Annotated in this window: 13 protein-coding genes and 1 pseudogene; 12 read left to right on the top strand and 2 right to left on the bottom strand. The window is 72.2% G+C overall.

Annotated elements, in window-relative coordinates; all coding sequences use genetic code 11:
• Window positions 1–44 precede the first annotated feature (44 nt).
• Window positions 45–734: a lysophospholipid acyltransferase family protein gene (locus ACGFH9_RS09870; protein WP_393217194.1), complete on the top strand. Its 690-nt coding sequence runs from the start codon at window positions 45–47 to the stop codon at window positions 732–734.
• 153 nt (window positions 735–887) lie between these two features.
• On the opposite strand, the pseudogene ACGFH9_RS09875 reads toward ACGFH9_RS09870, so the two are convergent.
• Window positions 888–1910 (bottom strand): annotated as a pseudogene (locus tag ACGFH9_RS09875) (hypothetical protein); the annotation flags it as partial.
• Window positions 1911–2568: 658 nt separating this feature from the next.
• Between ACGFH9_RS09875 and ACGFH9_RS09880 the strand changes: the two are divergent.
• The 8 genes from ACGFH9_RS09880 to ACGFH9_RS09915 all read left to right on the top strand — a co-directional run bounded on the left by ACGFH9_RS09880 (window position 2569) and on the right by ACGFH9_RS09915 (window position 12136).
• A complete protein-coding gene (locus ACGFH9_RS09880) occupies window positions 2569–4599 on the top strand; it encodes a TIGR03960 family B12-binding radical SAM protein (protein ID WP_393217195.1) in 2031 nt (676 codons plus the stop codon).
• 84 nt (window positions 4600–4683) lie between these two features.
• Entirely contained in the window at window positions 4684–5418 is a 735-nt protein-coding gene (locus tag ACGFH9_RS09885) for a TIGR03936 family radical SAM-associated protein (RefSeq protein WP_393217196.1), read from the top strand.
• A 131-nt stretch (window positions 5419–5549) separates the two neighbouring features.
• Window positions 5550–8645 (top strand): Rne/Rng family ribonuclease, encoded by a 3096-nt coding sequence (locus ACGFH9_RS09890; protein ID WP_393217197.1) that lies wholly within the window; start codon window positions 5550–5552, stop codon window positions 8643–8645.
• Between the two features lie 67 nt (window positions 8646–8712).
• Window positions 8713–9294 carry a hypothetical protein gene (locus tag ACGFH9_RS09895; RefSeq protein WP_393217198.1) on the top strand — a complete coding sequence of 194 codons (582 nt, stop codon included), beginning with the start codon at window positions 8713–8715 and terminating at the stop codon, window positions 9292–9294.
• A 166-nt stretch (window positions 9295–9460) separates the two neighbouring features.
• Entirely contained in the window at window positions 9461–9775 is a 315-nt protein-coding gene (gene rplU / locus ACGFH9_RS09900; protein ID WP_007464063.1) for a 50S ribosomal protein L21, read from the top strand.
• An 11-nt stretch (window positions 9776–9786) separates the two neighbouring features.
• Window positions 9787–10041, top strand: coding sequence for a 50S ribosomal protein L27 (gene rpmA, locus ACGFH9_RS09905; protein WP_074313740.1), 255 nt, complete (start codon window positions 9787–9789; stop codon window positions 10039–10041).
• Window positions 10042–10134: 93 nt separating this feature from the next.
• The gene (gene obgE, locus ACGFH9_RS09910; RefSeq protein ID WP_393217199.1) at window positions 10135–11616 is read left to right on the top strand and encodes a GTPase ObgE; all 1482 of its coding nucleotides are present in this window, start codon (window positions 10135–10137) and stop codon (window positions 11614–11616) included.
• Window positions 11617–11686: 70 nt separating this feature from the next.
• Window positions 11687–12136: a GNAT family N-acetyltransferase gene (locus tag ACGFH9_RS09915; RefSeq protein WP_393217200.1), complete on the top strand. Its 450-nt coding sequence runs from the start codon at window positions 11687–11689 to the stop codon at window positions 12134–12136.
• Window positions 12137–12178: 42 nt separating this feature from the next.
• Here ACGFH9_RS09915 and ACGFH9_RS09920 read toward each other — a convergent pair whose 3' ends face one another.
• The gene (locus ACGFH9_RS09920; RefSeq protein ID WP_393217201.1) at window positions 12179–12670 is read right to left on the bottom strand and encodes a DUF4383 domain-containing protein; all 492 of its coding nucleotides are present in this window, start codon (window positions 12668–12670) and stop codon (window positions 12179–12181) included.
• Between the two features lie 152 nt (window positions 12671–12822).
• Between ACGFH9_RS09920 and ACGFH9_RS09925 the strand changes: the two genes are divergently transcribed.
• Genes ACGFH9_RS09925 through ACGFH9_RS09935 form a run of 3 tightly spaced genes read left to right on the top strand, consistent with a single transcriptional unit; the run spans window position 12823 to window position 14673 of the window.
• Window positions 12823–13527, top strand: coding sequence for a hypothetical protein (locus ACGFH9_RS09925; RefSeq protein ID WP_393217202.1), 705 nt, complete (start codon window positions 12823–12825; stop codon window positions 13525–13527).
• Window positions 13528–13558: 31 nt separating this feature from the next.
• Entirely contained in the window at window positions 13559–14026 is a 468-nt protein-coding gene (locus ACGFH9_RS09930; RefSeq protein ID WP_393217203.1) for a phage holin family protein, read from the top strand.
• Window positions 14023–14673, top strand: a complete 651-nt coding sequence (locus ACGFH9_RS09935) for a DUF3618 domain-containing protein (protein ID WP_393217204.1) — start codon at window positions 14023–14025, stop codon at window positions 14671–14673. The genes ACGFH9_RS09930 and ACGFH9_RS09935 overlap by 4 nt, the downstream gene beginning before the upstream one ends.
• Window positions 14674–14738: the final 65 nt, after the last annotated feature.

Raw genomic sequence — 14738 nt, forward strand, 5'->3', positions numbered from 1 at the left:
CTACCGTGACACCGCCTGTTCGCACCTCATCTGCCGGAGGACCAGTGCCCCTGCTCTACACCATCGGCAAGCTCACCGTGGCGCCCGCGCTGCGGTTGGCGTTCCGCCCGGCCGTGGAGGGTCTGGAACACGTGCCGGAGACCGGCGGCGCTATCTTCGCGGGCAACCACCTCTCGGTGGCGGACGAGCTGTTCCTCGGCACGGTGGTGCCCCGGCACCTGGCGTTCTGGGCCAAGTCGGAGTACTTCACCGGCACCGGCGCGAAGGGCGCGTTCTCCAAGTTCGTCCTCACCGGTCTGGGCGCGATCCCGGTGGAGCGGGCCGGCGGGCGTGCCGCGTTGTCCGCGTTCGACGCCGCCATCCCGGCGCTGCGGGGTGGTGACCTGGTGGTGGTCTACCCGGAGGGCACCCGCTCCCCGGACGGCAAGCTCTACCGGGGACGCACCGGTGCGGCCCGGCTGGCGATCGCCGCCGGCGTGCCGATCATCCCGGTGGGCACGGTCGGCACGGACAAGGCACAGCCGATCGGCGCCCGGGTGCCCCGCCCCGGCACCGCCAAGATCACCGTCAAGTTCGGTAAGCCGCTGGACTTCACCGGCCGCCCGGACGACCGCACCTCGCTGCGGCAGATGACCGACGAGGTGATGAGCGAGATCCAGAAGCTCACCGGCCAGGAGTACGTCCCGCGCTACGCCCCGAAGCGCGCCGACACCGATCCGGCCGGCGACGCCTGACCCGCCGCCCCGTGCGCGCGGGGCGCGACGCGTCTCGCGGGAGGCACTCGCGTCGGACGGAGGTATACCTGTGAGTCATATTTATAACCCACAGGTATACGGCTTTCCGCCGCAGGTCGCCCGGGTGATCTCACACAGCGTCACGGACTCGGTTCAGCCCTGCTTGGGCTGGACGATCTGCGTGCGCAGGGTGTCCAGCAGCGTCGCGCTGTCGGAGACGGAGAGCCGGGTGAACACCCCGGTGGCGATGCTGCCGTGGTCGACCGAGGTGCACACCACCACGTCGCCGCCGGCGGGCCGGCCGACCGCGCAGCGCTCGTAGCGACCCCGTACGCCGGTCTGCACCGTCTCGGGCGCCTCCAGCGCGTAGCGGTCACCGAGTCGGGTGATCTCCTCGTCCGCGTCCGCCTCGGGAGTCAGTCGGAAGCCGGTGCCACCGAAGACCGTCACCCGCTTGCCGTCCGCCGTCGCGTAGACGCCCGCGAAGGTGTCCTCGGCCAGCCAGTGCTCCTGGCGAACCTCGCTCTCCAACTGCTTGGCCGTCTCGGCGCTGCCGTCGTCCTGACGCAGACTCAGGTCGGCGACCTGCTCGGGCAGCGCGGCGCGGGCCGGGTACTGGGACGAGACCGGCAGACCGTAGTAGGCGGGGCACCCGCAGCAGCAGGCCAGGCTCAGCAACAGCAGCCAGGGCCAGCGACGCCGTCGGCGTGCCGGAGGGGGCGCGTACCCCTTGGGGGCCTCCCAGCCCGGCGGCGTGGCCGACCGCCGGCCCCGGCGCTGCTTCGGCACCCGGGCCGGCGGCGCCGGGCGGACCGGCGCGGCGGGTCGGGCGGCGGTGGGTCGAGCCGCCGGGGTGGGTCGGGCCTGCGGCGGCGGGTAGGCGGTCGGCGGCTGGTGCGCGTGCGGCGGCTGGTGGCCGTGCGGCGGTTGGTGGCCGTGCGGCGGTTGGTGGCCGTGCGGCGGTTGATAGACGTGCGGCGGCTGGTGGGCCGGTGGCGGTGACACCGGGTGCGTCCCGACCGGCGGCGCGGGCGGCACGGACCACTGCCGGGTCACCGGCGGAACCGGGTAGTCCAGCGTCGGCGGCAGCGGAGGCAGTTCGGCGGAGGGCAGGTCCCAGCCGCCGGTGTCCACCCCGGCCCACGGATCGACAGGGGCGCGATGCTCGGGCGCCTGCTCGGGCAGGGACGGCGGTGGGGTCGGCTCGGCCGACTCCCCCCAGGCGCGACGGCGCGGCAGCGGGGGCGGCACCGGTGCGGACCCACTCCACCGGGGCACGGCCGGCGCGGCGGGGGAGTCGGGGCTGTCGCCCGCGCGCTCCTGCGCCGTGGGCTCGGACTTGGCCTCAGGCTCGGGCTCGGGCTCGGACTTGGCCTCGGGCGCGGACTTGGCCTCGGGCGCGGACTTGGCCTCGGGCTCGGGCTCGGGCGTCGGCTCCTGAGCCGTCGGCTCCGGCGTGGCGTGGGACTCCACCTTGGTCTGGTCCGGCGTGCTGCCGGGCTCCGGCGGGGTCGCCGCAGTGGGGTCGGCCGGGGGTGCCGGCTGGTCGGGGGCGGCGGGCTGGTCCGGTGGTACGGGTGGGGAGGTCGACTCGTCGGCGACCGCCGAGGCGTCGTCCGGTTCGGGGCCCGGGGTGCGCCCGTCGTCCGGCCGTGCTCCCGGCTGGGGCTCCGGCATCGCGGCAATCTCCTCTCGCGCCGGTCCGAGGTTAGTACCGTGCCGCCACCACCGCCCCCCGGGCACCGGGGCGACGGCGTCGGACCAGCGTCACCGACCGGGCCGCATCGTGCCGTGCGCGCGGTCACCGCCGGGCGGACGCGTACCCTTGGGCATCATGAGTGCCCCGTCCATGACGCCACGCGCGGCCGCGACCAATTCGAGCGACGACTCCGGTTCGTCGCGTCCGACGCCGGGCCGCGACCCGGAGCCGTCGGTCTGGCCCCGGCTGGAGCCGTTGCTCCCGCAGATCTCCAAGCCGATCCAGTACGTCGGCGGTGAGCTGGGCGCGGTGGTCAAGGACTGGCACGCCGCGACGGTGCGCTGGGCGCTGATGTATCCCGACGCGTACGAGGTGGGCCTGCCCAACCAGGGTGTGCAGATCCTCTACGAGGTGCTCAACGAGCTGCCCGACACCCTCGCCGAGCGGACGTACGCCGTCTGGCCCGACCTGGAGAGCCTGATGCGCACGCACGGCGTGCCGCAGTTCACCGTCGACGCGCACCGGCCGGTGCGCGGGTTCGACGTGTTCGGCATCTCCTTCTCCACCGAACTCGGCTACACCAACATGCTCACGGCGATCGACCTGGCCGGCATCCCGCTGCTGGCTGCCGACCGCACCGACGCCGACCCGGTGATCGTGGCCGGCGGGCACGCCGCGTTCAACCCGGAGCCGATCGCGGACTTCATCGACGCCGCGGTGCTCGGCGACGGCGAGGAGGCCGTCCTGGAGATCACCGCGATCGTCCGGGAGTGGAAGGCCGAGGGCTCTCCGGGTGGCCGCGACGAGCTGCTGCTGCGGCTGGCGCGTACCGAGAGCGTCTACGTGCCGCGCTTCTACGACGTGGACTACCTCGCGGACGGGCGGATCCAGCGGGTCGTGCCGAACCGGGCAGACGTGCCGTTCCGGGTACACAAGCGCACGACGATGGACCTGGACGCCTGGCCGTACCCGAAGAAGCCCCTCGTGCCGCTGGCCGAGACGGTCCACGAGCGGTACGCGGTCGAGATCTTCCGGGGCTGCACCCGGGGCTGCCGCTTCTGCCAGGCCGGCATGATCACCCGTCCGGTGCGGGAGCGGTCGATCACCACCGTCGGGCAGATGGTGCGCGAGGGCCTGGAGTTCTCCGGCTTCTCCGAGGTGGGCCTGCTGTCGCTCTCCTCGGCGGACCACTCCGAGATCGGCGACATGTGCTCGGGCCTCGCCCAGCAGTACGAGGGCACCAACGTGTCGCTGTCGCTGCCGTCGACCCGGGTGGACGCCTTCAACATCGACCTCGCCCAGGAGCTGTCCCGCAACGGGCGGCGTACCGGCCTGACCTTCGCCCCGGAGGGCGGGTCGGAGCGGATCCGCAAGGTCATCAACAAGATGGTGTCGAAGGAAGACCTGATCCGGACGGTCGTCACCGCGTACAGCAACGGCTGGCGGCAGGTGAAGCTCTACTTCATGTGCGGCCTGCCCACCGAGACCGACGACGACGTCCTCGAGATCGCCCAGATGGCCCATGAGGTGATCAAGGCTGGTCGGGCGGCCACGGGCTCCAAGGACATCCGCTGCACGGTCTCGATCGGCGGGTTCGTGCCGAAGCCGCACACCCCGTTCCAGTGGGCCGCCATGGAGCGTCCGGAGGTCATCGACCACCGACTCAAGATCCTCAAGCAGGCCATCAACAGCGACCGTTCGCTGGGCCGGGCGATCGGCTACCGCTACCACGACGGAGAGCCGTCGCTGATCGAGGGCCTGCTCTCCCGGGGTGACCGTCGGGTCGGCTCGGTGATCCGCAAGGTCTGGGAGAACGGCGGCCGGTTCGACGGCTGGAGCGAGCACTTCTCGTACCAGCGCTGGGTTGACGCGGCGGCCGAGACGCTGCCCGCGTTCGGGGTGGATCTCGACTGGTACACCACCCGGCAGCGCGACGGGCTGGAGGTCCTGCCCTGGGACCACCTGGACTCGGGCCTCGACAAGGACTGGCTCTGGCAGGACTGGCAGGATTCGCTCAGCGAGTTCGAGCAGGACGACTGCCGGTGGACGCCGTGCTTCGACTGCGGCGTGTGCCCCTCGATGGACACGGAGATCCAGATCGGCCCGACCGGCAAGAAACTTCTGCCCCTGACGCCGATCACCCCCCTGAAGACCCCCGCCTCCTGACCCGACCCCGGGGGGCGGTGCTGAGTTTCGAGGAGCGAGACGATCAGTAAGAGAAACCAGCCGGAGGGTGGGCAGGCGCCGGTCGTGCAGCGTGCCCGCATCCGGTACGCCAAGCGCGGCCCGCTCCGGTTCACCTCGCACCGGGACTTCGCCCGGGCCTTCGAGCGCGCGCTGCGCCGTGCCGCCGTTCCGATCGCCTTCTCCCAGGGCTTCACCCCGCACCCGAAGATCTCCTACGCCAGCGCCGCTCCTACCGGGGTGGCGAGCGAGGCGGAGTACCTGGAGATCGGCCTCCAGGCGGCGGTCGAACCGGAGGCGCTGCGTGCCGCACTCGACGCGGCGCTCTCGCCGGGGCTGGACGTGCTGGAGGTGGTGATCGCCGAAGGTGGCAGCCTGGCCGACCGCATCGAGGCCTCGCACTGGCGCATCGAGCTGCCCGAGGTCGACGCGACGACGCTGCGGGCGGCCGTGGACGCCTTCGCCGCCGCCGACGAGGTTCTGGTCGAGCGGATGACCAAGCAGGGGCGACGGACTTTCGACGCCCGCGCTGCCGTCATGTCCATCGATGTCCTGGCCCCGACGCAGGCACCTTCCGGGGTGCCGGCCGTACCGTGTGCGATACTCGAACTGGTCGTGCGGCAGGTCACCCCGTCCGTACGGCCCGATGACGTCCTTTCCGGCCTCCGCGTGGTGGCCGACCTGGAGCCGCCGGTCTCGCCGAGGGTGACCCGGCTGGCTCAGGGCACGCTGACCGCGCAGGGAGCGATCGTGGATCCGTTGGATGCGGACCGCGACGGGGCAGCCATCGTTGGGCACTGACCGACGGTCAGGGCTCTTGTCGGCAGACTTCGGCGGTCGCGCACCACGCGCGTCCGGCGGAAACACTTTTGCGGCGACCCTGCGTGGCAGCGCTCACCCGCGCCCGGGGCAGCCAGAACTGGAGAACGTCCATGCTCGAGAACGAGCCCGAGGGCGGCGAACGGACCGGTTCACAGCCGGCCGGCGACACCGCTGAGCAGAGCAGCACCACCGATGGCACCGCCGGCACTCCTTCGGCGGCGGGCACGGAACAGCCCGCTGCCGAGAGCGTCGAGCCCGCAGCGCCGCCGCGACGGGCGCGGGCCACCCGGCGACGGGCCGCACCGCTCAACCAGCCGGAGCAGGCCGAGGCGCCCGTCGAGGCTTCCACCGGTGGAGTCGGCGCCGTCGAGTCGCCGCAGGCGGAGGTCTTCGCCCCGATCTCCGGCGACCTGGACGTCGCCCCGAAGACCCCCCGACGCCGTCGCAAGGCCGCTCCCGTCGAGACGACCGCCGAGGAGCCGCTGGTCGCGGCCAGCGCCGAGCTGGCCTCGCCCGAGGTCGTCCCGCCGGTCAAGGTGACCCGCACCCGGCGCAAGAAGGCGACGCCCGCCGTCACCGAGCCCGAGCCCGCCGCCGTCACCGAGCCCGCCGCGTTGGTGGAGCCCGAGCCCGCCGCCGTCACCGAGCCTGAGCCCGCCCCGGCCGACGAGCCTGCCGCCGAGACGCCGGCCGAGTCCGACCTGCGCGAGGCGGAAGCCGAGCTGGACGAGGCGCAGACCCCGACCGGCCCGACCACCGAGCAGGCGTTCGGCGACGTGGAGCCCGGTGTCGCCGTGGCCAACGTCGTCGACGAGCCGGTCGAGCCCGCCGAGGTCGTCGAGGCCGCGCCGCCGAAGACCCGCCGTCGGCGCGCCGCGCTCTCCGCGCCCACCGTGCTGTTCATGGCGCCGCAGCCGGACGCCGTGCCGGTGGTCGGTCCGGTGGAGGCCACTCCGATCGCCGAGGAACCGGTCGTCGAGGCCGAGCCGTCCCGTCGACGTCGGCGCGCTCGCCGTGACGCGGAGCCGGTGGAGCCGGTCGAGGTCATCGAGGCCGAGGAGGAGCCGACCGAGGAGGTCGAGGAGGCCACCGAGGCGGACGAGGACGACGAGGACAGCGCCGCCGCGCGCCGTCGCCGCCGGCGCGGTCGCCGTGGTCGGGGCCGGGGCAAGGGCGGTGCCGACGACGCCGAGGACGAGGAGTCCGACGAGGCGGCGCAGGCCGACGAGGAAGAGACCGCCGAGGCCGAGGTCGAGGGTGACGAGGACGAGGAGTCCGAGGGCGGGGACGGGATGACCCGTCGTCGCCGTCGCCGTCGCCGCCGGGGTGCGGGTGACACCGAAGGTGCCGCCGACGACGGCGTGCCGACCGTGGTCAAGATCCGTGAGCCCCGCAAGACCGTCGACGAGGTCCAGGGTGTGTCGGGCTCGACCCGGCTGGAGGCCAAGCGTCAGCGTCGGCGGGACGGCCGGGAGCAGCGGCGTACGCGCCCGCCGATCCTCAGCGAGTCGGAGTTCCTGGCCCGCCGGGAGGCGGTGGACCGGGTGATGGCGGTCCGGCAGCGCGGCGACCGCACCCAGATCGCGGTCCTGGAGGACGGCGTGCTGGTCGAGCACTACGTCACCCGCAACTCCTCGGGCACCATGGCCGGCAACGTCTACCTGGGCAAGGTGCAGAACGTGCTGCCCAGCATGGAGGCGGCGTTCGTCGACGTCGGCCGGGGCCGCAACGCGGTGCTCTACGCCGGCGAGGTCAACTGGGACACCTCCGGGCTGGAGGGGCGTGCCCGCTCGATCGAACAGGCGCTGCGCTCCGGCGACTCGGTGCTGGTCCAGGTCACCAAGGACCCGATCGGGCACAAGGGCGCGCGACTCACCAGCCACATCGCGCTCTCCGGTCGGCACCTGGTCTACGTGCCCAACGGCAACGCGTCGGGTATCAGCCGGAAGCTGCCGGACACCGAGCGCAAGCGTCTCCGCGACGTGCTCAAGAAGCTGGTCCCGGACGGCGCGGGCGTGATCGTCCGTACGGCCGCCGAGGGCGCCAGCGAGGACGAGTTGGCCCGCGACGTCAAGCGGTTGCAGGCGCAGTGGGAGGACATCCAGGCCAAGGCCGCCGAGGGCGGCGCTCCGGTGCTGCTCTACGAGGAGCCCGACCTGGTGATCCGGGTGGTCCGGGACCTGTTCAACGAGGACTTCCGCGAGCTCGTGATCGAGGGCGAGCAGTCGTACGGCATGGTCGAGTCGTACCTGTCGCACGTCTCCCCGGACCTGGTCGACCGCGTTCGTCGGCACGTCGGCACGAACGACGTGTTCGCCGAGTACCGGATCGACGAGCAGATCATCAAGGGCCTGGACCGCAAGGTGTTCCTGCCCTCCGGTGGCTCGCTGGTGATCGACAAGACCGAGGCCATGACGGTCGTCGACGTGAACACCGGCAAGTACATCGGCTCCGGCGGCAACCTGGAGGAGACGGTCACCCGCAACAACCTGGAGGCGGCGGAGGAGATCGTCCGCCAGCTCCGGCTGCGGGACATCGGCGGCATCGTGGTGATCGACTTCATCGACATGGTGCTCGAGTCGAACCGGGAGTTGGTGCTGCGCCGACTCACCGAGTGCCTGGGTCGGGACCGCACCAAGCACCAGGTGACCGAGATCACGTCACTCGGTCTGGTGCAGATGACCCGTAAGCGGATCGGCGCGGGCCTGCTGGAGGCGTTCAGCGAGACCTGCGAGTGCTGCAAGGGTCGGGGCGTCATCATGCACACCGAGCCGGTGCCGGAAAAGCCGCGCAACGGCGGGGCCGCGGAGAAGGTCAAGGCGGTGGCGTCGTCGGCGCCGGCCGCTCCGGCCGCTCCGGCCGCTCCGGCTGGGGAGAACGGCACGCCGTCCTCCCGTCGCCGGGCGCGCAAGAGCGCCCCGGCCGAGCGCGCGGTGGCCGAGGTCGTCGACACCGACACCCGCGCCGAACCGGACGCCGACTACCAGGACACCATGGGGTACGACCTGTCCCGCTACGAGACGGAGACGGAGGCCGCTCCGGCGGTGTCCGACAGTCAGCGGGGTGAGTCGGTCCGACTGGCCGCAGCGGACGACCCGGACGCTCTCGCCGACGTCGACGCCGACGGCGACGAGGAGGCCACCGAGGGTGGTGCCGGACGTCGCCGCTCCCGCCGGGGTGGCGCCCGTCGGCGGACCCGCCCCTGACGGCTGACCGGCCCGGTGTTTCTGACGGCTGACCGGCCCGGTGTTTGACGAGGTCCCTTTTCCGGCAATGTGTCGGGGGAGGGACCTCGCCGCTCCGGTCACCCCCGACCCGGTAGTGGTCGGCCCCGGTCAGGAGAAGAAGATGCGTCGCCTGCTCGCTCGTACCCTGCTGGTGGCCGTGCTCGTCGCCGGAGGGGGCTGCTCGGACGGCCGGCCCGGTGACGCGGGCCCGGTCGGCGTGACCGGCGGTTCCGACCCGTCGGCGTCGGCCGCGGGGTCGGGAGGATCGACCGGTACGCCGGTGGGTGGCGCTGTGGTGGGCGGCGACGCCCAGGTCTGCGCGGAGTCGCAGCGGGCCGGTGCCACCGCCGTCCGTGAGTACGTGGCGGAGGTGGGCCGCATGCTCGCGGCGGTGGGCGCGGGCGACACCGTCACGGCCGGCGTGGCCCGCGACGGGGCACAGGCGGCTCTGGCCGGCTGGCGGGCCGCGCTGCGAGAGCAGGGGACACGGGCGGCCGACGCGCAGCTCAAGACGCTGCTCAGTGACCTCGGCACGGAGGTCGCCGCGCTCGGCGTCGACGTCGAGTCGATCGACGAGACCGAGTTGGACCGGCTCCAACAGCGCCTCGATCAGCTCTGCGCCGGTTGACCCGGGCGGGCCGGTTTGGGGTCCACGCCGGCAATGGCGTACTCTTGCCTGCGGCCCACCTTTCGTGTGCCGAGTTCCCGCGTGCCCGCGCCGCCGTGCACTGCTACCCGGCGAGCCGCCGCGGGGACGACCGCCAGCAGCCTCAACGACAGGGAGTCCGCCTCCGATGTACGCGATCGTCAAGACCGGCGGCAAGCAGTACAAGGTCGCCGAGGGCGACGTGATCGAGGTCGAGAAGCTCACCGGTGCCCCCGGTGACGCGGTGAAGCTCACCGCGGTGCTCCTCGTCGACGGTGACGACCTGGTGACCGACGCGGCGAAGCTTGCCGAGGTCGCGGTGTCCGGCGAGATCGCCGCGCACACCAAGGGCCCGAAGATCCGGATCCACAAGTTCAAGAACAAGACCGGCTACCACAAGCGCCAGGGTCACCGCCAGCCGTTGACCCAGGTCAAGGTGACCGGCATCTCCAGCGGGAAGTAGGTCGTCCTCCAATGGCTCACAAAAAGGGTGCGTCCAGCTCGCGTAACGGTCGCGATTCCGCGGCCCAGCGACTCGGCGTGAAGCGCTTCGGTGGTCAGGTCGTCAGCGCCGGTGAGATCCTCATCCGGCAGCGTGGCACCAAGTTCCACCCCGGTGACCTGGTCGGCCGTGGCGGCGACGACACGCTGTTCGCGCTGTCGGCCGGTGCGGTCCTGTTCGGCACCAAGCGCGGTCGCAAGACCGTCAGCATCGTTCCGCAGCAGTAGTTCTCCTCGCTGGGCGGGCCGCGGACCTCCGGGTCCCGGCCCGCTTCGCTTTTTCGAAGTGCGGGGTCGACCCTCGCTGGAAGGATTGACGCCGTGGCGACGTTCGTTGACCGGGTCGTCCTGCATCTGCAGGCCGGTGATGGTGGGCACGGTTGTGTCTCGATCCACCGCGAGAAGTTCAAGCCCTTCGGCGGGCCGGACGGTGGCAACGGCGGGCACGGCGGCAGCGTGTCGCTGGTCGTCGACCCGCAGGTGACCACGCTGCTCGACTTCCACTTCCACCCGCACGTCAAGGCCGACAACGGCAAGGGCGGCGCCGGGTCGAACCGGGACGGGGCCAACGGCCACAACCTGGTGCTGAAGGTGCCCAACGGCACCGTGGTCCAGACCACCGACGGCACCGTGCTCGCCGACATGGTCGGCGCGGGCACCACCTTCGAGGTGGCCCGCGGCGGGCGCGGCGGGCGCGGCAACGCGTCGTTGGCCAACGCCAAGCGCAAGGCTCCGGGCTTCGCCGAGTTGGGCGAGCCCGGCGACCAACTGGACATCGTGCTGGAACTGAAGAGCGTCGCCGACGTGGGCCTGGTGGGCTTCCCGTCGGCGGGTAAGTCGTCGCTGATCTCGGTGATCTCCGCCGCGAAGCCGAAGATCGCCGACTACCCGTTCACCACCCTCGTGCCCAACCTCGGTGTGGTCCGGATGGACAACCACACCTTCACCGTCGCCGACGTGCCGGGCCTGATCCCGGGCGCGGCCACCGGCAAGGGCCTGGGCCTGGAGTTCCTGCGGCACATCGAGCGCTGCGCGGTGCTGGTGCACGTCATCGACTCGGCCACGCTGGAGCCCGGCCGTGACCCGGTCGCCGACATCGACGCCATCGAGGCCGAGCTGAGCCAGTACGGCGGTCTGACCGACCGCCCACGGCTGGTGGCCGTCAACAAGGTCGACGTGCCGGACGGTCGGGACCTCGCCGAGATCGTCCGCCCGGACCTCGAGGAGCGCGGTTACCGGGTGTTCGAGGTCTCCGCGGCCACCCGGGAAGGGCTCAAGGAGCTGACGTACGCCATGGCCGAGCTGGTCGAGGCGGAGCGTAAGGCGGCCCCGCCGGCCGAGCCGACCCGGATCGTGATCCGTCCGACGGCCGTGGACGACGCCGGCTTCACCATCACCGCCGAGGCCGACGGCTCGTTCACGGTGCGCGGTGTAAGCCCGGAGCGGTGGGTCAAGCAGACGAACTTCGACAACGACGAGGCGGTTGGTTACCTCGCCGACCGGCTGGCCCGGCTCGGCGTGGAGGACAAGCTCGCCAAGGCCGGCGCCGAGCCCGGTGACCTGGTCCGGATCGGTGCGCGCGAGTTCGACTGGCAGCCGACGCTGTACGCGGGCGTCGAGTTCGTGCCCGGCAACCGGGGCACCGACCTACGCCTGGAGGACAAGTCGAACCGGGCCTCGGCCGCGGAGCGGCTGGCAGCCCGCAAGGCCCGCCGGGTGCGCTCGGCGGACGAGGTGGGCGCGGACTCGTCCGACGACGACGACGTCGAGGACATCGAGGACATCGAGGACGACGCCGAGTAGCCGGTTGCGCTCCGTGATCGGGTCGACTGCTGGAAACCTGCGCGAAATCCTCCCCGCCTAGCGTCGGGTGATGCTGATCGAGTCGCGACCCGCCACCGATCCCGAGATCGCCGTCCTGACCCGCGCACAGCAGCGTGAGCTGCGCGAGGCCGACGGCGGGTTGGACGGGCAGGTCACCCTCACCCACGATGACATCTGCTATCTGGCGGTGGTGGTGAACGGTCGGGCGGTCGCCTGTGGTGGGCTCCAGTCGCTCGACGCCGTCACCGGCGAGGTCAAGCGGATGTACGTCCGACCGGCGTACCGGGGAAGGGGCATCGCCCGTCAGCTGCTCGCCGCCCTGGAGGAGTGCGCGTTCCGGCAGGGGCACTCGGTGGTCTGCCTGGAGACCGGCACGTACCTGCCGGCGGCCATCGGGTTGTACACGTCGTGCGGCTACGAACCGATCCCGGTGTACGGCGAGTACGTCGGCAACCCGTACAGCGTCTGCTTCGCCAAGCGGCTCCCGGTCGCGGCCTGACGCCTCCGGTCGCGGCCTGACGCCTCCCGGTGGATCGGCAGCTCAGGGCCTGTCGATCGGGCTGTCCAGGCGTCCGCCGGTGCCCGCCGCGTTGGACAGCAGCAGCCCGAGCGCGAGCATGCCGAAGCCGAGGGCGAGGTGCAGCCAGTTGTCGGCGTCGTTGACCGGCAGGATGTTCGCGCCGCCGTCCTCGTCGACTGCCTCGATGGCCAGCCCGTACAGCCAGAGGGCCAGGTAGATCGCGCCGCCGCCGGCCAGGAAGAGTCGGGCGCCGGCGACGCTGCGGGCCAGCGCCAGGCCCACCAGCCCGAACAGCAGGTGCACCGCGTTGTGCAGGATCGACACCTGGAACACGCCGAGCAGTTTGGCGTCCGAGTGGTGCCCGGCGAAGGTCAGCTCGCCGTAGTCGGTGGTGATGCCGGGGATGTAGCCGAGGACGCCGATCAGCAGGAAGATCCCGGCCACGACCAGCGCCGCCACCTGCACCCGGGGTCGGGGCGTGGCAGGTCGGCCACCCCGCGCGTCTCGTGCCATCCCTGCCCCCTCCGGTGGATCTGCCGGTCCCGCGAACCTCGCTGTCCGCAGCGGCGACGTGACGCAGCCCGACGATCCTCCATTTTGAAGTCGCCACCGGCGGCCGCGCAGAGAAATGCATGAACAGGTATGGAAGCCAAAACGCAGGGTAGGTGAGTTGCCAGCGGCCACGGCGACACGGCGGCGCCCCCCCAGCACAACCGCGACGACTTTCCGAGCGGAAGGCCCGGCAGGCCCGCAACCTCTACGGCGAGGCCCGCAGCCAGCTCGCCAGCCAGACCGGTGAGCAGCAGCGCCGGGCGGCGGGCGGCCTGCGGTCGATCGCCGACGAGATGCGTTCGATGGCCGAGCAGGGCGGCCAGGCCGGCCCGGTCAGCGAGCTGACCCGCCAGGCCGCCGACCGGGTGCACGGTGTGGCCGGCTGGCTGGAGGAGCGCCAGCCCGGCGACCTGATCAACGAGGTACGCGACTACGCGCGGCGCAACCCGGGCACCTTCCTGGTCGGCGCGGCGGTGCTGGGCGTGCTGGCCGGTCGCCTGACCCGGGGCATCTCCGCCGCCGGTGACGACTCCGGCAACGGTTCCGCGGGCTACCGCGGCGCGGGGGCGTACGACCCGGAGCGCACCGCGGTGATCCCCACGCCGCCGCCGGCGCCCCGTACGACCCCGGACGTGACCCCGGCCGGTGGCTACCTCGACCCGACCCCGGGCACGTACGCCGAGCCGACCTCGGGCGGTTACGCCGACCCGACTCCGGGCGGCTACAGCGAGCCGGCCAGCACCGGTCAGCCGCTGCCGCCGGTGACCCAGACCGACCCGCTGCCGGGCGTGCCGTCCAGCGGCAGCCCTCGCCCGTGAGGCGCCGAGTCATCCGAAGGGAGGCGGCGGCATGACCATGCCGACGCAGGGGTCCGGCCTGGACTCCGGTTACCACCCGGACGCGGGTGCCCCGCACACCGCGGCCGAGGTGAAGGGCAGCTCGCTCGGTGACCTGATGCGCCAGGTCACCACCGACCTGTCGACGCTGATGCGCCAGGAGGTCGAGCTGGCGAAGGCCGAGATCCGTCAGGAGGGCAAGAAGGCCGGCAAGGCGGCGGGCCTCTTCGGCGGCGCCGGATTCGGCGGCTACATGGTGGCCCTCTTCGTGTCCATCGCGATCTGGCAGTTCCTGGACAACGTCATGGACTCCGGTCTCGCCGCGCTGATCGTGGCCGTGATCTGGGCCGTGGTCGCCGCCGTCCTCTACTCGGCGGCCAAGAAGAACGCCCAGCACGTACGCGGGCTCAAGCAGACCAACGACAGCGTGCAGCGGATCCCCGACGCGCTCAAGCCCCACCCGGAGGGAGTCACCCGATGAGCACCGATCCCGACCAGATCCGCCGGGAGATCGAAGCCACCCGCAACAGCCTCAGCTCCGATGTGGACGCGCTGGCGTACAAGGTCAGCCCGAGCCGCATCGTCGACGACCGCAGGCAGCGGGCCCGTTCCGCGCTGCAGAATGTGAGGGACAAGGTCATGGGAACCGCGTCTGACCTCGGCCACGGCACCGGTCACGCCGCCCACTCGGTTGGTGACCGCGCCTCGTCGGCGGCTTCCAGCGTCAGCGACGCCGCGCACTCGGCGGCCTCCTCCGTCGGCGACGCCGCTCACAGCGCGCCCCGGGTGATCCGGGAGAAGTCGCAGGGCAACCCCCTCGCCGCGGGCCTGATCGCCTTCGGCGTGGGCTGGCTGGCCTCCTCGCTGATCCCGGCCTCCCGCCGGGAGCAGCAGGCCGCCGCGCAGGTCAAGGAGCAGGTCAGCGAGCACAGCGGTGTCGTCAAGGAGAAGCTGGGCGAGGTGGCCAGCGAGCTCAAGGACGAGCTGCGCGAGCCGGCCCAGCACGCCGCCGACTCGGTGCGGTCCACCGCCCAGGACGCCGTGCACGCGGTCAAGGACGACGGGAAGTCGGCCGCCCAGGACGTCAAGGACCAGGCCCAGCAGGCCCGCCAGCAGGTCGGTTCCTGACGACCACCGACACCGACGACGGCTCGTGACCACCCCCGGCGGCGCGAGCCGTCGTCGTATCTCTC

Origin of the sequence: Micromonospora sp. NPDC049102 (genome assembly GCF_043197485.1) — a bacterium.
Lineage (GTDB): Bacteria > Actinomycetota > Actinomycetes > Mycobacteriales > Micromonosporaceae > Micromonospora.